The sequence below is a fragment of the Micromonospora inositola genome (genome assembly GCF_900090285.1).
In the GTDB taxonomy this organism is placed as follows: Bacteria; Actinomycetota; Actinomycetes; order Mycobacteriales; family Micromonosporaceae; genus Micromonospora; species Micromonospora inositola.
This window is the reverse complement of sequence record NZ_LT607754.1, coordinates 2,116,907-2,135,080: the sequence shown is the minus strand read 5'-3', so window position 1 is coordinate 2,135,080 and position 18,174 is coordinate 2,116,907. Positions and strand designations below refer to the sequence as shown.

Annotated in this window: 15 protein-coding genes and 2 rRNA genes; 6 read left to right on the top strand and 11 right to left on the bottom strand. The window is 70.1% G+C overall.

Translation table 11 applies throughout. The annotated features are described in order from the left end of the window. Nucleotides 1-47 precede the first annotated feature (47 nt). Together GA0070613_RS10200 and GA0070613_RS10195 are read left to right on the top strand one after the other, a co-directional pair. Nucleotides 48-686: a TetR/AcrR family transcriptional regulator gene (locus tag GA0070613_RS10200; protein ID WP_089012066.1), complete on the top strand. Its 639-nt coding sequence runs from the start codon at nt 48-50 to the stop codon at nt 684-686. Then, nucleotides 683-1,150, top strand: a complete 468-nt coding sequence (locus GA0070613_RS10195) for an acyl-CoA thioesterase (protein ID WP_089012065.1) — start codon at nt 683-685, stop codon at nt 1,148-1,150. Before GA0070613_RS10200 ends, GA0070613_RS10195 begins: the two co-directional genes overlap by 4 nt. Before the next feature lie 29 nt (nt 1,151-1,179). On the opposite strand, the gene GA0070613_RS10190 is transcribed toward GA0070613_RS10195, so the two are convergent. From GA0070613_RS10190 to GA0070613_RS10180, 4 genes are all read right to left on the bottom strand, one after another. Beyond that, the gene (locus GA0070613_RS10190; RefSeq protein ID WP_172875975.1) at nt 1,180-1,635 is read right to left on the bottom strand and encodes a nucleoside deaminase; all 456 of its coding nucleotides are present in this window, start codon (nt 1,633-1,635) and stop codon (nt 1,180-1,182) included. Nucleotides 1,636-1,813: 178 nt separating this feature from the next. Next, entirely contained in the window at nt 1,814-2,344 is a 531-nt protein-coding gene (locus GA0070613_RS10185; RefSeq protein ID WP_089012063.1) for a tRNA adenosine deaminase-associated protein, read from the bottom strand. A gap of 121 nt (nt 2,345-2,465) precedes the next feature. Next, nucleotides 2,466-2,633, bottom strand: a complete 168-nt coding sequence (locus tag GA0070613_RS32720; RefSeq protein ID WP_172875783.1) for a hypothetical protein — start codon at nt 2,631-2,633, stop codon at nt 2,466-2,468. Between the two features lie 73 nt (nt 2,634-2,706). Continuing rightward, nucleotides 2,707-3,099: a hypothetical protein gene (locus GA0070613_RS10180; RefSeq protein WP_089012062.1), complete on the bottom strand. Its 393-nt coding sequence runs from the start codon at nt 3,097-3,099 to the stop codon at nt 2,707-2,709. Between the two features lie 137 nt (nt 3,100-3,236). On the opposite strand from GA0070613_RS10180, the gene GA0070613_RS10175 reads away from it, so the two are divergent. Continuing rightward, nucleotides 3,237-3,992, top strand: a complete 756-nt coding sequence (locus tag GA0070613_RS10175; RefSeq protein WP_089012061.1) for a M23 family metallopeptidase — start codon at nt 3,237-3,239, stop codon at nt 3,990-3,992. 70 nt (nt 3,993-4,062) lie between these two features. Further along, the gene (locus GA0070613_RS10170; RefSeq protein ID WP_089012060.1) at nt 4,063-5,133 is read left to right on the top strand and encodes a PHP domain-containing protein; all 1,071 of its coding nucleotides are present in this window, start codon (nt 4,063-4,065) and stop codon (nt 5,131-5,133) included. A gap of 97 nt (nt 5,134-5,230) precedes the next feature. Here GA0070613_RS10170 and GA0070613_RS10165 read toward each other — a convergent pair whose 3' ends face one another. Further along, nucleotides 5,231-6,208, bottom strand: coding sequence for a DMT family transporter (locus GA0070613_RS10165; protein WP_172875782.1), 978 nt, complete (start codon nt 6,206-6,208; stop codon nt 5,231-5,233). A 145-nt stretch (nt 6,209-6,353) separates the two neighbouring features. Between GA0070613_RS10165 and GA0070613_RS10160 the strand changes: the two genes are divergently transcribed. Then, nucleotides 6,354-8,024, top strand: a complete 1,671-nt coding sequence (locus tag GA0070613_RS10160) for a DUF885 domain-containing protein (protein ID WP_089012059.1) — start codon at nt 6,354-6,356, stop codon at nt 8,022-8,024. A gap of 66 nt (nt 8,025-8,090) precedes the next feature. Here GA0070613_RS10160 and GA0070613_RS10155 read toward each other — a convergent pair whose 3' ends face one another. From GA0070613_RS10155 to nudC, 3 genes are all read right to left on the bottom strand, one after another. Beyond that, the gene (locus GA0070613_RS10155; RefSeq protein ID WP_089012058.1) at nt 8,091-9,704 is read right to left on the bottom strand and encodes a DUF6114 domain-containing protein; all 1,614 of its coding nucleotides are present in this window, start codon (nt 9,702-9,704) and stop codon (nt 8,091-8,093) included. 80 nt (nt 9,705-9,784) lie between these two features. Then, a complete protein-coding gene (locus GA0070613_RS10150) occupies nt 9,785-10,333 on the bottom strand; it encodes a DUF6230 family protein (RefSeq protein ID WP_172875974.1) in 549 nt (182 codons plus the stop codon). 448 nt (nt 10,334-10,781) lie between these two features. After that, complete coding sequence (gene nudC / locus GA0070613_RS10145; protein ID WP_231929737.1) at nt 10,782-11,705, bottom strand: NAD(+) diphosphatase; 924 nt, start codon at nt 11,703-11,705, stop codon at nt 10,782-10,784. 198 nt (nt 11,706-11,903) lie between these two features. Here nudC and GA0070613_RS10140 point away from each other — a divergent pair, with 198 nt between their 5' ends. Further along, entirely contained in the window at nt 11,904-13,706 is a 1,803-nt protein-coding gene (locus GA0070613_RS10140) for a VanW family protein (RefSeq protein WP_089012056.1), read from the top strand. Between the two features lie 74 nt (nt 13,707-13,780). Here the strand turns inward: GA0070613_RS10140 and GA0070613_RS10135 are convergent, their stop codons facing one another. From GA0070613_RS10135 to GA0070613_RS10125, 3 genes are all read right to left on the bottom strand, one after another. Further along, nucleotides 13,781-14,407 carry an NADPH-dependent F420 reductase gene (locus GA0070613_RS10135; RefSeq protein WP_089012055.1) on the bottom strand — a complete coding sequence of 209 codons (627 nt, stop codon included), beginning with the start codon at nt 14,405-14,407 and terminating at the stop codon, nt 13,781-13,783. A 285-nt stretch (nt 14,408-14,692) separates the two neighbouring features. Next, nucleotides 14,693-14,809: ribosomal RNA gene (gene rrf / locus GA0070613_RS10130) — 5S ribosomal RNA — on the bottom strand. 91 nt (nt 14,810-14,900) lie between these two features. Then, nucleotides 14,901-18,008: ribosomal RNA gene (locus GA0070613_RS10125) — 23S ribosomal RNA — on the bottom strand. Nucleotides 18,009-18,174: the final 166 nt, after the last annotated feature.

The window sequence follows — 18,174 nt, the reverse complement described above, 5'->3', positions numbered from 1 at the left end:
AGAAATAAATACGACCGGTCGTGCTCTTTTCTGGTTACGCTGCCCGCGTGACCCTGGACGGCCGCGTCGCACGCGGCGAACGCACCCGCACCGCCGCGCTCGACGCCGCCGTGATCCTGGCGACCGAGGCCGGCCTGCACGGGCTCTCCCTCGCGCAGCTCGCCGACACCCTCGGCGTGAGCAAGTCCGGCCTCTTCGCGCACTGGCGCTCCAAGGAGGCGCTCCAGCTCGCCACGGTCGACCGGGCCGTGGAGCAGTGGCAGGTGCGGATCGTCGGCCCGGCCCTGCGCGCCCCGCGGGGCGTACGGCGACTCTGGGCGCTGCACGACGCCCGGATCGACTTCTATGCCGCCCGGGTGCTTCCCGGCGGCTGCTTCTTCGCCAACACCGAGTTCGAGTACAACGCCCGACCCGGCCCGGTCCGGGACCGGCTCGCCGAGGCGTTCGGTCGCTGGACCGCGTTCCTCGAACGCCTCGTCCAGGAGGCGGTCGCCCTCGGCGAACTCCCCGCCGACCTGGACGTCCAGCAGTTGGCGTACGAGGTCGACGCGCTCGGGATCAGCGCCGCGATGCGGTCCCGGCTGCTGGACCCGGACACCGCCTACCGGCACGCCCGCCAGGGCCTGCTGAACCGCCTACGGGCCCGGTGTTCCGATCCGACCCTGCTACCGGAAGGCCTGTCATGAGCCACGCCATCGTCGATCAGCCCGTCGTCGAGTTCGGTCACGTCGAACACGTCACGGTGCACTTCGACGACCTCGACGCCATGGGCATCCTGCACAACGCCCGGTACGCGGTGCTGCTGGAGCGGGCCCTGACGCCGTACTGGGCCGATCGCGGCGTCTCCTACCGCGGCGGGCGGCACAGCGCCCCCGACGTCTTCCACGCGGTACGCGAGTTCACCATCACGTACCGGGCACCGATCACCGGCACCGGACCGGTGGCCGTGCACTTCTGGCTCGAACGCTTCGGCACCAGCAGCGCGGAATACGCCTTCGAGTTCCGCTCGGTCGACGGCGACACTCTCCACGCCCAGGGCACCCGGGCGATCGTCCGACTCGATCCGGCAACCCTGCGCCCCACCCCGTGGACGGAAGCCGCGCGGGCGGTCGCCGCGACCCTGTTGCGCCCCGCCACGGTGCCCGCCTGATCTGGCGGAACGGCGCCGAGCGGGAACGTTCAGCGGAAGAAGGCGCGGAGCACGGCGGCGTTCTCCGTCTCCAGCACCCCGCCGTACACCTCGGGGCGGTGGCTGGCGCGGCGGTCGCGCAGCACGTCCCAGAGCGACCCGACCGCCCCGGTCTTGGGCTCCCACGCCCCGAACACCACCGTGGAGATCCGGGCCAGGGCGATGGCGCCCGCGCACATCGTGCAGGGTTCCAGCGTCACCACCAGGGTGCAGCCCTCCAGCCGCCACCGGCCCAGCCGCTCGGCGGCCCGCCGCAGCGCCAGCACCTCGGCGTGCGCGGTCGGATCCCCGGTCAGCTCGCGCTCGTTGCGGCCGACGGCCAACTCGGCGCCGTCCGGCCCGTAGACCACCGCCCCGACCGGGATGTCCGCGACGGCGTCGACGTCGGAGGGCTCCGCGTCGGGACCGGCCGGGCCGGTGACCGCGACCTCCAGCGCCCGGCGCATCCAGAGTTCGTGCCGCTGCCGGCGGCCCACCTCGCCCGGGTCGGCGAACCCCTCGTCCGCGCCCGGGCCGACCCGGCCCACCGCGCCCGGGGTGGGCTGCCCCGGCCGGAGCGTCTCCAACGCCGGGTCGGTTGCGTCGGCCGGCTCCGCGCCGCCGGGCGGCACGGGCCCGGACGGATCAGACCTCACGCAGCTCCTCGATCTCGTCCGCGCAGCCGAGCACCTCGCAGATCTCCGCGGTCACGTCGGCCGGCAGCATCCCGTCGTGCCCGCAGAGGGCGAGCAGCTTCTGGGCGGAGATGCCCAGGTCGGCGAGGATGTCCGCGTCGCCCACCGGGTCGGCCTCCGGGTCCACCGCGGGCTGCTCGGTGTCGTCGTCCCCGCCGGTGGCGGCCGCGCGCGGCTCGTCGCCGTCCTCGACGCCGGTGACCGAGGTCTTCAGGTCGCCGACCAGCAGCGCGCCCAGCCGGGACTCCTCGGCGTACGCCGAGTCGGAGCCGAAGACCCGCAGGTCCTCCCCCTCGTCCAGGCGCAGGATCACCAGGTACAGGTCGTCGGCCTCGACGAAGAGCAGCGACAGGTCCGCGTCCGGCTCGACGTCGCGCAGCCGGTCGGCGACGTCGTCGATGTCGGTGGCGCCCCGCAGGCTCACCTCGTCGGCGGTCCAGCCGCCCTCGACGCGTACCGCGGCAGCGGCGAAGTACGACACGGTCCCCCCCAAAATTGGCCTCGGCAACACGCCGACTCGTCTCGCGTGCACGTTAACCGGTCGGATCGGCAGGCGACCGGTCAACGCCCCGAAGGACCGGTCATTCCTGGAGAAAGTCGGATCAGCCGGCGATCCGCTTGCGGGTGGCGATGAGCTGGCGCAGTCGCTCGGTGCGGGCCCGCTGCGGCCGTTCGCGCTGGCGTACCGCGCGGGCATCGGCCAACTCGGCGAGGAGTTGCAGGCGGCGGCGGCTCCGCTCGGGATCGAGCCGGGGGGTGGTCCAGGCCATACCGCCGAGGGTGAACCGTCACAGCGCGTACGTCAAGCTGGTCTTCGCTGCGCAGCCAGGCCCTCACCGAAGGTCACCAGAGCGGCCAGTCCCCGCTCTGCGCCCAGCGGACCGCGACGACCGCGGCGGCGATGCTCCACCCGCCGGCGGTGACGATCGCGACCCCCGTGGCGACCCCGCGGTCGCCGAACCGCACCAGCACCAGGGCGGCCAGCCAGGCCAGGCCACCGGCGATCGCCGTCCACCAGGCGTAGCCGGGCACGTCGCGGCCGAGCAGGCCGAACAGGAGCAGCCAGGCCGCGGCCGTGGCGCCGCCGACCGCCACCCCGGCACCGGTGACCGGGCACGGCTCCCGCCAGGTGGGCCGGGGCGGCGGCCCGGTGGGGAAGAGCCCCGACGGGGTACGTGCCGGCGGGTGGCCGGCGCCCGGACGCGGCTCGGCGGGTACGGCGTTCCACCCGTTCATCGCCCCTGCTCCCTTCACGGACCGTAGGTGCCGTCCCCGGCGTACGGAGTAACGCAGCGCGACCGCCGGCGGGCCTGGACGGCGATGCGGCCGTCTCGGCGTTCGTCCCTACGGTAGTGGTCTGCCAGGATGACCGGATGCGCTCGCGATCGATCGGCCGCCGCCCGCGTTCGGCGTACCCGGTCCTGCTGCTGCTCGCGCCGGCGCTCGCCGCCGGCTGCGCGGCCGGCACCCGTCCCACCGCGACGCCGACGAACGGGTGGGACGGGCCGAGCGCCGTCGCGACGGCCGGACAGCCCGCCGCGCCCACTCCGCCGCCGACGCCCGGGCCGCCGTCGCCCTCGCCCACCCGCACCGACCTGCGGCACGTCTTCCCGGTACGCGCCGACAACGTCGCCTACCACCCGACGCACGCCGCGTACCCGGGGACGGACATCTTCGCCGACTGCGGGGAACCGGTCGTCGCCGTCACCGACGGCCGGATCCTCGAGGTGAGCCGGGTGGACCGGTTCGACAAGCGGGGCCTGCTGGGGCCGTACAACGGCGGCCTGTCGGTCTCGCTGCTCGGCGACGACGGGGTGCGCTACTACGGCTCGCACCTGAGCGCGATCTCCGCCGGCGTCACCGCCGGGGCACGCGTCCGCGCCGGGCAGCAGCTCGGCCGGGTGGGCCACACCGGCAACGCGAACAACGTCTGCCACCTGCACTTCGGCATCTCACCCGCGTGCCGGGGGCACGACGACTGGTGGATCCGGCGCGGGGTGATCTGGCCGGCCCGCTACCTGGACTCGTGGCGCGAGCGGGGCAACCGCGCGCCGGCCGCCGAGGTGGTGGCGTGGCAGCGGAAGCACGGCTGCCCGAAGGCGCCTACGACGACCAGCGGCGCCGGCTGACCCGGTCCACTCGCGACATCCGCCGTCCGACGTCCGGCGCCCGTTCGCGCGGGCGCGTAGGTTGCAGGGCATGAGTGCCCGGGATCCCATCGCCGACCTGCGCCGGATCGCGTTCCTGCTGGAGCGGGCCAACGAGGCCACCTACCGGGTCCGGGCGTTCCGCTCGGCGGCCAAGGCCCTGGCCGCGCTGCCGGCGGAGGAGGTGGCCGAGCGGGCCCGCGCCGGCACCCTCACCGAGCTCTCCGGGGTCGGGGACGTCACCGCCCGCTGCGTGGCCGAGTCGCTGGCCGGCGAGGAACCGGTCTACCTGCGCCGGCTGGTCGCCACCGAGGGCACCGATCTGGACGCCGCGGCCACCGCGCTGCGGGAGGCGCTGCGCGGCGACTGCCACACCCACTCGGACTGGTCCGACGGCGGGTCACCGATCGAGGAGATGGCGCTCGCGGCGGTCGAGCTGGGCCACGAGTACCTGGTGCTGACCGACCACTCGCCCCGGCTCAAGGTGGCCCGCGGCCTCACCGCGGACCGGCTGCGCCGGCAGCTCGACCACGTGGCCGCGGTCAACGACGCGCTGCCGAAGGGCTTCCGCATCCTCACCGGCATCGAGGTGGACATCCTCGCCGACGGTTCGCTGGACCAGGAGGAGGAGCTGCTGGCCCGCCTCGACGTGGTGGTCGGCTCGGTGCACAGCGGGCTGAACGACGAGCGGGCGAAGATGACCCGCCGGATGCTGGCCGCGATCGCCAACCCGCACCTGGACATCCTCGGCCACTGCACCGGCCGGATGGTGGCGTCCCGGCCGGCCGGGGTGACGGGCCCGGGCGACCGGGCGCACCGACCGCGTACCCGCTCCGAGAGCGACTTCGACGCGGACGCGGTCTTCGCCGCCTGCGCCGAGCGCGGCGTGGCGGTCGAGATCAACTCCCGGCCGGAGCGGCAGGACCCGCCGAAGCGGCTGATCCGCCGCGCCCTGGAGGCCGGCTGCCGGTTCGCGATCAACACCGACGCGCACGCCCCCGGTCAGCTCGACTGGCAGCAGTTCGGCTGCGAGCGCGCGGCGCTCTGCGGCGTCCCGGCGGACCGCGTGGTCAACACCTGGAAGGCCGACCGCCTGGTGAAGTGGGCCCGCACCCGCCGCTGACCCGCCGCCACCGCCGACCCTGGCGCTCCCGGGCAGCGGCGGGCACGGCCACCTCGCCGATGCGGCGCGGCGCCCACCCCGCCGACCGGCGGAAGGGTCAGCGGGTGGCCGGCTCGGCGGCGGGCACGGCCGGCGTACCGGCGCTGACGGGCGTGGGCGTCCGGCGGCCGAGCAGGCCCTGGGCGACCGCGACGCCGAGGAGCACGATCAGCGCGCCGACCGGCTGGTGCCAGTTCAGCCGCTCGTCGAGCACCACCGCGCCGACCAGCACCGCGAAGACCGGGATCAGGTAGGTCACCGTGGAGGCCGTGCTCGCCCCGGCCACCCGGATGTTGCGCAGGTTGATCACGAAGGCCAGCCCGGTGCCGAGCGCGCCGAGTGCCAGCACGCTCGCCACCACCTCGACGGAGAGCCCGGTCGGCATCGGCGGCGCCCCGGCCACCAGCGGCGCGACGACGGCCAGTTGGAGCGCGGCGACCAGCAGCTGAGCGGCGGAGAGCGAGAGACCGGAGTACGAGCTGCCGGCGATGAACTTCTTCTGGTACGGGATGGCGACGCCGTAGCAGGCGGCCGCCCCGAGACACATGAGCTGGCCGGTGAAGTGCGCCCCGCCCACGCCCTCCCAGACGCCGAGCACCACCAGCACGCCGAGGAAGCCCAGCCCGAGCCCGACCGCGCGCCGGGCGGTCAGCCGCTCGGTGCGGAAGACCAGCACCGCGAGCGGCAGCACGATCAGCGGCGTGGTGGCGTTCCAGATGCCGGCGAGCATCGACTCGACCCGCTGCTCGCCGAAGCCGAACAGGGTGAACGGGACGGCCACGCCGAAGGCGGCGACCACGAACAGGTGCGCCCAGACCCGGGGCTCGCGGGGCAGCCGGTCGCGCAGCACGGCGAGCACCACCAGCAGGGTCAGCGCCCCGGTGGCGACCCGGTAGAGGGTGAGGTGCAGCGGGTGCAGCTCCTCGATGCCGACCTTGATGAACAGGAAGCTCGAGCCCCAGATCGCGGCGAGCGCCAGGAAGCCGGGCAGCCAGCTGCGCACGTCGGCGCGGTCAGGAGTGGTAGTGGCGGTCACCCCTGACACTCTGCCCGAGGGGTACGACGAAGTCCCGCGCTTTTCGGACGCCGTGGCCACCGCCACAGCGACCGGCCGGAGCTGCCGCCCTGAACACGGCAAACACGGTCGACACGGGGGCACCAGGGTCACGTAGGGTCGCACCGTGGGACAAATCGATGACCTCGCCAACCGGTACGTGACCGACTGGGCCCCGCTCAGCCCGACCGGCGCCACCTACGTCGGCATTGCCGGCTACGACGACCAGCTCGACGACCTGTCGCCGGACGGGTACGCGGCCCGCGCCGAGCTGACCCGGCGCACCCTGGCCGACCTCGACGTGACCGAACCGGACTCGGAGGCGGAGCGGACCGCCAAGGAGGCGATGCAGGAGCGCCTCGGTCTGGAGCTCGCCCGGCACGAGGCGGGCGAGACCACCAGCGAGGTCAACGTGATCGCCAGCGGGCTGCACGAGATCCGCATGGTCTTCGACCTGATGCCGACCGAGGGCGACGACGCCAAGGCGAACATCGCCGCCCGGCTCAACCGGTTCGCCGGCGCGCTGGAGGGCTACAAGACGACCCTGCGGGAGGCGGCCGCCGCCGGGCAGGTCAGCTCCCGGGTGCAGCTGGTCGAGGTCGCCAAGCAGTGCGACACCTGGACCGACCCCGACGGCGACAACTTCTTCCACGGCCTGGTCGAGCGGCTCGGCGCGGACGGCACGGTCGGCGCCGAGCTGCGCAAGGGCGCCGCGGCCGCCACCGCGGCGACCGCCCAGTTCGGCGAGTTCCTCCGCACCGACCTGGCCCCGCAGGGGCGGGAGAAGCAGGCCGCCGGCCGCGAGCGGTACGAGCTGGCCTCGCAGTACTTCCTCGGCGCGAAGGTCGACCTGGACGAGACGTACGCCTGGGGCTTCGCGGAGCTGGCCCGCCTGGAGGGCGAGATGCGAACTGTGGCTGGTCGCATCGCCGGCCGCGGGGCCACTGTCGATGACGCCGTGCGGGCGCTGGACGCCGACCCGGCCCGGACCATCCAGGGCAAGGAGGCGTTCCGGGACTGGATGCAGGCGCTCGCCGACAAGGCCATCAGCGAGCTGCACGGCACCCACTTCGACATCCCCGAGCAGGTCCGGCGGATCGAGTGCTGCCTCGCCCCGACCAGCGACGGCGCGATCTACTACACCGGCCCGAGCGAGGACTTCTCCCGGCCGGGGCGGATGTGGTGGGCGGTGCCGCAGGGCATCACCGACTTCTCCACCTGGCGGGAGGTGACCACCGTCTACCACGAGGGCGTGCCGGGTCACCACCTCCAGGTCGCCCAGACCGCGGTCCGGGCCGAGCTGCTCAACCGGTGGCAGCGGCTGCTCTGCTGGGTCTCCGGGCACGGCGAGGGCTGGGCGCTCTACTCGGAGCGGCTGATGGACGACCTGGGCTACCTGGAGGACCCGGGCGACAAGCTCGGCATGCTGGACGGGCAGGCCTTCCGGGCCGCCCGGGTGATCGTCGACATCGGCATGCACCTGGAGCTGGAGATCCCGAAGGACAACCCGTTCGGCTTCCACCCGGGCGAGCGTTGGACGCCGGAGCTGGGCTGGGAGTTCATGCGGGCACACTGCCGGGTGCCGGACGAGAACCTGCGCTTCGAGCTGAACCGCTACCTGGGCTGGCCCGGGCAGGCCCCCTCCTACAAGGTGGGCGAGCGGATCTGGCTCCAGGCCCGCGAGGAGGCGAAGGCCCGCAAGGGCGCCGACTTCGACCTCAAGGAGTTCCACCGCCAGGCGCTCGACCTGGGCTCGCTCGGCCTCGACCCGCTGCGCCGGGCGCTGGCCCGGCTCTGAGACGACGGACGGCCGGGAGTCGGAGGTTCTCCTCCGGCTCCCGGCCGTTTCGCGTACCCGTCGAGGTCAGGCCAGGTCGAGCTTGAGCGCCGGCTTGGCGGTGAGCGTCTTGCTGTCGACGAACGCCAGGTCGACCACCGGGTCGGTGAAGGTGATCGGCAGCGGCGAGCACACCGGGATGCCGTCCGGCAACGGCAGGTCCGGGGTGAGGGTGATCCTGATGCCGGCCAGCCGCCCGGAGAACCGGGTCGCGTAGAACCCCACGTCGCCCTGCACGGTCAGCCGGTCGGTCACGAATCGCATCGTCTTGTTGGCCGGGCCGTCGGCCTGCAGCACGAAGTCATCCGTCACGGCCTGGTCCATGGTGAACTTCAGCGCCCTGAGCGTGCCGTCCCCGTGCGGCAGGTCGACGATCCCCTTGAAACACAGCCCGGTCATGGTGGTCTTCGAGCCGGTGAGCTTGGAGGGGTTGGCAACGCGGGGCTGCCCCGGCTCGGGCGCGAGTCGGGGCAGCGGCTTGCCGGCCTCGACCGGCTTCGGCTTGGTCGGCGCCGGCGGGGTGCAGGTGGGGCTGCCGGCGCCGGGCTCGGCCGGCGCCGACGAGCTGCCGCTCGGCTTCGGCGCCGCGCTGGTGGTGGTGCTCTCGGTGGGCGTGGCGCCCGTGGTGCCGGTCGACGGCTCCGTGGCCACCGGCTCGGCAGCGGCCGCCGCCGGGGCGGCCGCCGCGGTGCTCGGCTCCGGTGCGGGCGACGGCTGGGTGCCGCCGTCGGAGTCCCCGCCGGTGAAGAGGCTGGTGATGCCGTCGACGATCTCGGTCAACAGGTTGCCGTCCGAGGTCTTGGTCGGGGTCGGGGTGGCCGAGGCGGAGACGGTCGGGCTCGGCGTGGCCTTGGTGGGGGTCGCGGTCGGGCAGACCGCCGGGGCGGCGATCGCCGGCTCCTCGCCGCGGAGCGCGAGCAGACCGGCCAGGGAGACGCTGGCGAGCACCAGCAGGATCGCGTACAGCTTCGGGTCGCGGTGCGCGGATCCCGGGGTGTCGTCGCGGCCGACCGCCGGCAGCACCTGGGTGGTGTCGGCGCCCGCTCGGGGCTCCGACTCCGTCGGCGCCGGCTCCCGCAGCGGGTTGCGCGGCTCGGGCAGCGCGTCGGTGAGGGGGCCGGTGGCCTCCTCCTCCCGCTGCCGCGGCAGCAGCTCGTCGACGAGCGCGGGCCGGTCCTCGTCGACCGCGTCACCGTCGACCGGTCCGGCCTCGTCGACCGGCTCCTCCGGGGTCACGGCGGCCGGCGGCGTCCGGGCGGGCACCCAGGCGAAGCCGAGGGCGCTGCCCACCATGCCGAACAGCATGCCGAGGAAGAAGCCGCCGAGGTTCACCCCGATCAGGGAGTAGACGGCGGTGACCGCGGCCACGACGGCGTAGAAGATGCGCTGCGGCGGGCTGAACCACATCAGCATCCCGCAGGTGAACAGGATGGCCGGGATCAGCCAGGTGAGGAAGCCGGTCGGCCCCATCTTGAAGGTGAGGCCGTTGAGGCTCATCTGCGTGGTGCCGAAGATCTCCAGTCCGGCCAGCGCGGTGAAGAACCCACCCCAGAACGGCCGCGCCCGCCGCCACCGGCGGAAACCGCGCCACGCCTGGCCGAACCGGCCGGACCGGGCGTGCTGCGTCTCGGCGGTTGTCACGTACTCCTCCTGGCGGTGCTGACGGGGTGAGACATGGGCGAGGCCCGCGGAGGGCGCCCTCCGCGGGCCTCGACATCAGATCAGAAGCATTCCTTGGCGTCCTTGCCCACGTTGACCTTGAGCTTGAGGCCGGTGAGGGTGAAGGTACCAGCGCTGGTGGACCGGGCCACCTGCTTGAGGTCGGTGATGACCACCTTGTCGGCGCTCTGGCCGAAGGACTTCGGCTGGGCGTGCGCGTTGAGATCGGTCGCGTCGCGGCCGATGTTGATGTTGGTGAACGTCGCGTCGCCCTCGAGGGAGTCCATGTCGATCAACAGACCGTCGGCGAGAGCGGGGTTGCCGCCGCCACCGGCGTTGATGGTCAGCACGATCGGCAGGCCGGGGACGCTGGCGTTGACGGACTGGCACAGGTCGTACAGCTTGGCGGTGGAGATCTCGGAGACGGCCACCGGGTGGATGGTGCCGTCCTTCTCCTTGGCGATGCCGCCGTACTGCTTGAAGCCGTCGCCGTCCAGCTTGGAGGCGCCGACCTTGAAGGTCTGTCCCGAGACGTCGAACGAGGCCGCGATGGCGCCGTTCGCCATGCCGAAGACGATGGCGCCGGCGACGGCGGTGGCGGGCACCATCATCGCGGCGAAACGACGCCACCGGGTCCCGCCAGTCTGCTGACGGTCTACCGATTCACTCACGAGGTCCTCCTCGACGGGGGGTCATCACCGATCGCGGGTTGCGACTCGGGACGGGAGAGCTGCGGGGCGCTGCGGTGCCGTTGTGCCGACGGCGTGCGCAGTACGCGGATTGGATGGTCTCGCGAAGGGACCTACCTCACAAGCCCCTTGCTACTGGCCGGTAACACACTCGTGGTAACAAGATCGCCTACCGTCACCAACGGTTAACATGCCGGCAGCAAGGAGGCGTGGGCAAACCATCGCTATTACGACAGGAAGGCGCACGGGTTTCACCTGTGGTAGCGATCACGGCCGAACATCACAGTTCAGTAACGGCGGGCTGACAAACCGCTGTGGGTGATACCGCTGTCACCCTTCCGGCGACTGTGGATGGACGACCGGCGGCCGGTCAGCGCCGCCGGGTCAGCCACGAGCCGAGCAGGTGGTGGTCGATCGAGTCCACCCGGCCCAGCGGCCGGCCCCGCGCCATCCGGTCCCGCAGCTCGTCCCGGGTGAACCAGCGCGCCTCCAGCAGCTCCTCGCCGTCCACCCGCACCTCCGCCGAGGCCGCGGTGGCCCGGAACCCCACCATGAGCCCCGCCGGGAAGGGCCACGCCTGCGAGCCCTGGTACGCCAGGTCGACCACCCGCACCCCGGCCTCCTCGGCCATCTCCCGGCAGACCGCGTCCTCGAGGCTCTCGCCCACCTCGACGAAGCCGGCCAGCGTCGACCACGACCCCTCCGGCGCGCCCCGGTGTCGGGCCAGCAGACAGCGGTCCGGCTCACCGGGCGCCTCCACCAGCACGATGATCGCCGGCTCGATCCGGGGGAAGAGGAGCCGGCCACAGCCGGATCCCGTGCAGGAACGGGTGTGCCCGCCGTCGCCGGACACCGTGGAGGCGCCACAGCCGCCGCAGTACCGCTGCCCCCGATGCCAGTGCAGCAACCCCCGGGCGTACGCCTGGATCGCCGCCTCGGCCGGTCCCAGCCCGCCCACGAGGGCCCGGACGTCCACCGCCTCGGTCGCCCCCGCCAGCTCCCGCGCCTCCTGTTCGGCACGGGCGGAGAGGTCCACGGCGAAGACCGCCGCGCCGGCGTCCAGGCCGAGGAAGACCGTCTCGTCGGCGGCGGCGAGCAGTGCCCCGGCGTCGGCGACGCCGCGCCGGACCGGCGTGCGGTCCGGCCCGATCAGGCAGTGGTCCCGCCAGAGCGACAGCACCACGCTCTCCGCGTCCGCCAACCGGGCGGCGATCCACCCGGGGTCGGCCCGCAGCGCCCCCGCCCGGTCCAGCCACCCACCGCCGTACGCCATGGTCCGATCGTCGGTCCGCACCCGGACACCGTCCCACGGCCCGCCCCGCGCGTGGGGACCGGTGCTGGGTGACGGTCGCGACACCCTGCGCCGACCGGCCGACATTGACCGCGGAGATGCCCGGCCGGGACACTCCCGGACGCGTCGAGCGTTGGTTACCGTAGTTGTCTTCCGGGTGGAGGAACTCGTCCCCACGTGGTACTTCCGATCGAGGTAGCTGTGACGCTGTACGGTGCAAAACCCCCACCCGCCGACGACCGGCCCACGGTGCAGGTCACCGCGGTGAGCTGGCCGGGCGACGAGCCGGGACCGGCCACCCCGGCCGCCGGCGGCTCCCGCACCCGGCGACGACTCCTGCTCGCCGGGGGGATGACCGCGGCCGTGCTGGCCGCCGTGGCGGGCGCCGGCGCCTACGCGTACGCCGGGGACGTCCCCCGCGGCACCACCGTGCTCGGCGCCGAACTCGGCGGCCGCAGCCGGACGGACGCGGTCCGCGAGCTGCGGGCGGCGTTGGAGCGCCGCTCGGCGGAGCTGAGCGCCCCGGTCCGGGTCACCGTGGGAGAGCGCACCGCCGAGATCAAGCCGGCCGACGTCGGTCTCGCGGTGGACGTGGAGGCGACCGTGGCGGCGGCCGCTGCCGCCGACGCGCATCCGCTCAGCCGCCTCGTCGGCTCCCGCTCGGTCGACCCGGTGGTGACCGTCGACGTCGACCGGCTCGACGCCGCGCTCCGCGGGGTGGTGGGGAGCCAGGGCCGGGAGATGACGATGCCGGCGATCATCTTCACCGGCACCACGCCGAAGCCGGTCTACCCGAAGCCCAGCCTGACCCTCGACCCGCCGCGGTCGGCCGAGGCGGTGAAGGCGGCCTGGCTCACCGACGGGCCGGCCGCCGTCCCGCTGGTGGAGAAGCACCCGGCGACCACCCGCGAGGAGGTGGACCGGCTGGTCGACGAGCTGGCCAGGCCGGCCGTCGCCGCCCCGGTCACCCTGACCACCGCCAAGGGCTCGCTCACCATCCCGCCGAGTGCGATCGCCCGCGGCCTGCGCTTCTCGGCCGACGAGTCGGGGAAGCTGGCCCCCCGGGTGGACGTGAAGCGGCTGCGCACCGCGCTAGCGGACCAGCTCGCCAAGATCGAGGTGACGCCGAAGGACGCGGGGCTGACCATCGCCGGCGGCAAGCCCAAGGTCGTGCCCGGTCGGGCCGGCCAGCAGCTGGACGCCACGGCACTCAGCCGCGATCTGCTCGCCGTCCTGCCGAAGGCGGACGGCCGGACCGTCACCGCCCAGCTCAAGCCGGCCGAGCCGGAGCTGACCGAGACGAAGCTGGCCGAGCTGGGCATCAAGGAGCGGGTCTCCACCTTCACCACCCGGTTCCCGGGCGGCCTCTCCTCGCCCCGTAGCCAGAACATCGTGCAGGCCGCCAAGGACGTCGACGGCACGATCGTGAAGCCGGGCGAGACGTTCTCGCTGAACGGCCATACCGGCGAGCGCGGCTACGACCAGGGCTACCAGGACGCACCGACGATTGTCGACGGCAAACTCGTTCCCGGGGTCGGCGGCGGTGTCTCGCAGTTCACCACAACCCTGTTCAACGCGACGTACTACGCCGGGCTCGAGGACGTGGAGCACAAGCCGCACTCGTTCTACTTCAGCCGGTACCCCGCGGTGATCGAGTCGACGATCTACTACCCCGCTCTGGACTTCAAGTTCCGCAACAACAGCCCGCACGGGGTTCTGATCGACACCTCGTACACCTCCAGCACGATCACCGTGTCGATCTGGAGCACGAAGATCTACGACAGCGTCAAGACGGAGTACAGCCCTCGCCGGAACATCACCCAGCCGAAGACGGTCTACCTGGAGCCCGGCCCCGACTGCATCGAAGCCGCGGGCAGCGCGGGGTTCGCCCAGGACGCCTACCGGGTCATCACGAAGGACGGCAAGGTGATCAAGCGGGAGAAGTTCAGCTGGACGTACCAGGCCGAGCCCCGCTTCATCTGCGGCCCGAAGCCCCCCGCCTGACGCCCGTCGAGGTCAGGCACGAAGAAGCCCCGCCGGGCTCGATCGCCGGCGGGGCTTCTTCTTCTCATACGACCTCAGGGGCGCGCCTCGGCCAGCCCTTGGCGTACGCCGTCCGCATCGCGGTCGGTGCCGTAGACCGGGGTGTCGGGCTGCTGCCGCCAGCTCTCGTCCAGCGTGCCGGCGTCCACCGGGTCGAAGCCCAGCTCGTCCACCAGCTCCATCACCACCTGCTTGGCCCCGGCGTCGTCACCGGCCACCGGCAGGGCGATCCGGTCGGGCGAGCCCGCGGGCCCGGCGTTGTCCATCAGGTGCGCCGCCTGGATGTTGTTGAACGCCTTCACGACCCGGGCGCCCTTCAGGTGCTCCGCGGTCCAGCGGCTGGAGCTGAGGCTCCGGTCGAGCAGCTCGGCGATGTCGCCGTCCCGCTGGGGGTAGTAGTTGTCGGCGTCGACGACGAGCTTTCCGTCGAACAGCTCCGCCGGCAGCGCCGGCACGGCCTTCACCGGAATGGCGACGACGACCAACTCTGCGCCCTGCACCGTCTCCTCGAGCGTGCCGGCCGTGGCGCCAGTCTCCGCAGCGAGGTCGGTGAGGCTCTCCGGGCCCCGCGAATTGGTCACGGTCACGTCGTGCCCCAGCGCGCGCAGCCGACGGGTGAGGGTGCCACCGACGTGACCCGACCCCAGAATTCCGATCTTCATGACGCCTCCTGCCTCCGCCAACGCCTGGCGGTCAGTTCCGGCCGAACCATCAGCAGGTACCCCGACCGGTCCGCCCCGATAGCCGACGAGGCGTACGCCACGTCCTGTTTTCCGCCGCCAAGGCGGGGGACCCGTCGCGGGCGGTCCCGCACCGACGGTACGAGATGGGACGGGCCATTCGGGGCGGATTCACCGAAGGCCGTGTGCCACCCCGTCGCGCGACTCGCCGAGGGGCTGGAAACGCAGATGAGGCCACCCCGAAGGGTGACCTCATCTGGAAAGATTGTCCGGCGGTGTCCTACTCTCCCACACCCTCCCGAGTGCAGTACCATCGGCGCTGGAGGGCTTAGCTTCCGGGTTCGGAATGTTACCGGGCGTTTCCCCTCCGCCATGACCGCCGTAACTCTATCGACATGTCAAACAACCAACCAACCAGCGATGCTGGGGTGTTGTTCGTTTGTCGGGAGTTGCACAGTGGACGCGTAGCAGCTTGGTAGTCAAGTCCTCGGCCTATTAGTACCGGTCAACTGAACCCGTTACCGGGCTTACATTTCCGGCCTATCAACCCAGTCGTCTAGCTGGGGGCCTTACCCCACAAAGTGGGTGGGATACCTCATCTTGAAGCGAGCTTCCCGCTTAGATGCTTTCAGCGGTTATCCCTTCCGAACGTAGCTAACCAGCCGTGCCCCTGGCGGGACAACTGGCACACCAGAGGTTCGTCCGTCCCGGTCCTCTCGTACTAGGGACAGCCCTTCTCAAGTATCCTACGCGCACGGCGGATAGGGACCGAACTGTCTCACGACGTTCTAAACCCAGCTCGCGTACCGCTTTAATGGGCGAACAGCCCAACCCTTGGGACCTGCTACAGCCCCAGGATGCGACGAGCCGACATCGAGGTGCCAAACCATCCCGTCGATATGGACTCTTGGGGAAGATCAGCCTGTTATCCCCGGGGTACCTTTTATCCGTTGAGCGACACCGCTTCCACATGCCAGTGCCGGATCACTAGTCCCGACTTTCGTCCCTGCTCGACCTGTCAGTCTCACAGTCAAGCTCCCTTGTGCACTTGCACTCAACACCTGATTGCCAACCAGGCTGAGGGAACCTTTGGGCGCCTCCGTTACCCTTTAGGAGGCAACCGCCCCAGTTAAACTACCCACCAGACACTGTCCCTGAACCGGATAACGGTCCGAAGTTAGATACCCAAATCAACCAGAGTGGTATTTCAAGATTGCCTCCACCCATACTGGCGTATGAGCTTCACCGGCTCCCACCTATCCTACACAAGCTAATTCAGATACCAATGTCAAGCTATAGTAAAGGTCCCGGGGTCTTTCCGTCCTGCCGCGCGTAACGAGCATCTTTACTCGTAATGCAATTTCGCCGGGCCTGTGGTTGAGACAGTGGGGAAGTCGTTACGCCATTCGTGCAGGTCGGAACTTACCCGACAAGGAATTTCGCTACCTTAGGATGGTTATAGTTACCACCGCCGTTTACTGGCGCTTAAGTTCTCCGCTTCGCCCCGAAGAGCTAACAGGTCCCCTTAACGTTCCAGCACCGGGCAGGCGTCAGTCCATATACATCGAATTACTTCTTCGCATGGACCTGTGTTTTTAGTAAACAGTCGCTTCCCCCTGCTCTCTGCGGCCATACCACGCTCCAGGAGCAAGTCCCTTCACGCGTCCGGCCCCCCTTCTCCCTAAGTTACGGGGGCAATTTGCCGAGTTCCTTAACCACAGTTCGCCCGATCGCCTCGGTATTCTCTACCTGACCACCTGTGTCGGTTTGGGGTACGGGCCGCTAAGAACTCGCTAGAGGCTTTTCTCGGCAGCATAGGATCACTGACTTCACCTGAATCGGCTCGGCATCACGTCTCAGCCTATGTGCACCACGGATTTGCCTATGGTGCGGCCTACACGCTTACCCCGGCACAACCACCGGCCGGGCTCAGCTACCTTCCTGCGTCACCCCATCGCTTGACTACTACCCGTCAGGTTCCCACGCTCACCGCGTTTGGTCCGAAGACCGCCCACAGCTCGGGTGGTTAGCACAACGAGGTTCGTCAGGGTCGCTCTTTCGCGGGTACGGGAATATCAACCCGTTGTCCATCGACTACGCCTCTCGGCCTCGCCTTAGGTCCCGACTCACCCAGGGCGGATTAGCCTGGCCCTGGAACCCTTGGTCATCCGGCGGAAGGGTTTCTCACCCTTCTTTCGCTACTCATGCCTGCATTCTCACTCGTGCCGCGTCCACAACTGGGTCACCCCGTTGCTTCACCCCCGGCACGACGCTCCCCTACCCATCCACACACCTGCACAAGGAATCAAGTCCAAGCGAGGTTGAAATGTGAATGCCACAGCTTCGGCGGTGTGCTTGAGCCCCGCTACATTGTCGGCGCGGAACCACTTGACCAGTGAGCTATTACGCACTCTTTAAAGGGTGGCTGCTTCTAAGCCAACCTCCTGGTTGTCTATGCGACTCCACATCCTTTTCCACTTAGCACACGCTTAGGGGCCTTAGCTGGTGATCTGGGCTGTTTCCCTCTCGACTACGAAGCTTATCCCCCGCAGTCTCACTGCCGCGCTCTCACTTACCGGCATTCGGAGTTTGGCTGATTTCGGTAAGCTTGTGGGCCCCCTAGACCATCCAGTGCTCTACCTCCGGCAAGAAACACGCGACGCTGCACCTAAATGCATTTCGGGGAGAACCAGCTATCACGGAGTTTGATTGGCCTTTCACCCCTAACCACAGGTCATCCCCCAACTTTTCAACGTTGGTGGGTTCGGCCCTCCACGCGGTCTTACCCGCGCTTCAGCCTGCCCATGGCTAGATCACTCCGCTTCGGGTCTAGGACACGCGACTGAATCGCCCTATTCAGACTCGCTTTCGCTACGGCTCCCCCACACGGGTTAACCTCGCCACGTGCCACTAACTCGCAGGCTCATTCTTCAAAAGGCACGCCGTCACCCCGCAAGGCTCCGACGGATTGTAGGCGAACGGTTTCAGGTACTATTTCACTCCCCTCCCGGGGTACTTTTCACCATTCCCTCACGGTACTTGTCCGCTATCGGTCACCAGGAAGTATTTAGGCTTACCAGGTGGTCCTGGCAGATTCACGGCAGATTTCAGGGGTCCGCCGCTACTCGGGAACACCCACAGAAGGTCAGCAACTTTCACCTACCGGACTTTCACCGTCTACGGTCAGCCATTCCAGACTGTTCGACTAGCCACTGACTTGGTAACTTCTCCAACAGTTGTCAGCCTGTTGAGCAGGGTCCCACAACCCCGACCACGCAACCCCTGACAGGTATCACACGCAGCCGGTTTAGCCTCAATCCGCTTTCGCTCGCCACTACTCACGGAATCACTATTTGTTTTCTCTTCCTGCGGGTACTGAGATGTTTCACTTCCCCGCGTTCCCTCCATACACCCTATGTGTTCAGGTGCAGGTGACACCACATGACTGGTGCCGGGTTTCCCCATTCGGACACCCTGGGATCACAGCTTGGTTGACAGCTCCCCCAGGCCTATCGCGGCCTCCCACGTCCTTCATCGGCTCCTGGTGCCAAGGCATCCACCGTTCGCCCTTGACAACTTGACCACAAAGATGCTCGCGTCCACTGTGCAATTCTCAACAAACGACCAACCCACAACCCGATCCGCCCCACACCAAACCCGACGATCCGCCGGCGGTATGCGAGGCCAGGCCATGCCTGGCAGCCCGCGAAGCTCACGCTCCGCTCAAGGCTCCGAAAGAAACAACCACC

What these genes read in the sequence shown, in the direction of transcription:
- GA0070613_RS10195 (WP_089012065.1), top strand. Translation starts at nt 683, where the DNA reads ATGAGCCACGCCATCGTCGATCAGCCCGTCGTCGAGTTCGGTCACGTC.
- GA0070613_RS10190 (WP_172875975.1), bottom strand. Translation starts at nt 1,635, where the DNA reads ATGCGCCGGGCGCTGGAGGTCGCGGTCACCGGCCCGGCCGGTCCCGAC.
- GA0070613_RS32720 (WP_172875783.1), bottom strand. Translation starts at nt 2,633, where the DNA reads ATGGCCTGGACCACCCCCCGGCTCGATCCCGAGCGGAGCCGCCGCCGC.
- GA0070613_RS10180 (WP_089012062.1), bottom strand. Translation starts at nt 3,099, where the DNA reads ATGAACGGGTGGAACGCCGTACCCGCCGAGCCGCGTCCGGGCGCCGGC.
- GA0070613_RS10175 (WP_089012061.1), top strand. Translation starts at nt 3,237, where the DNA reads ATGCGCTCGCGATCGATCGGCCGCCGCCCGCGTTCGGCGTACCCGGTC.
- GA0070613_RS10170 (WP_089012060.1), top strand. Translation starts at nt 4,063, where the DNA reads ATGAGTGCCCGGGATCCCATCGCCGACCTGCGCCGGATCGCGTTCCTG.
- GA0070613_RS10150 (WP_172875974.1), bottom strand. Translation starts at nt 10,333, where the DNA reads ATGATGGTGCCCGCCACCGCCGTCGCCGGCGCCATCGTCTTCGGCATG.
- GA0070613_RS10135 (WP_089012055.1), bottom strand. Translation starts at nt 14,407, where the DNA reads ATGAAGATCGGAATTCTGGGGTCGGGTCACGTCGGTGGCACCCTCACC.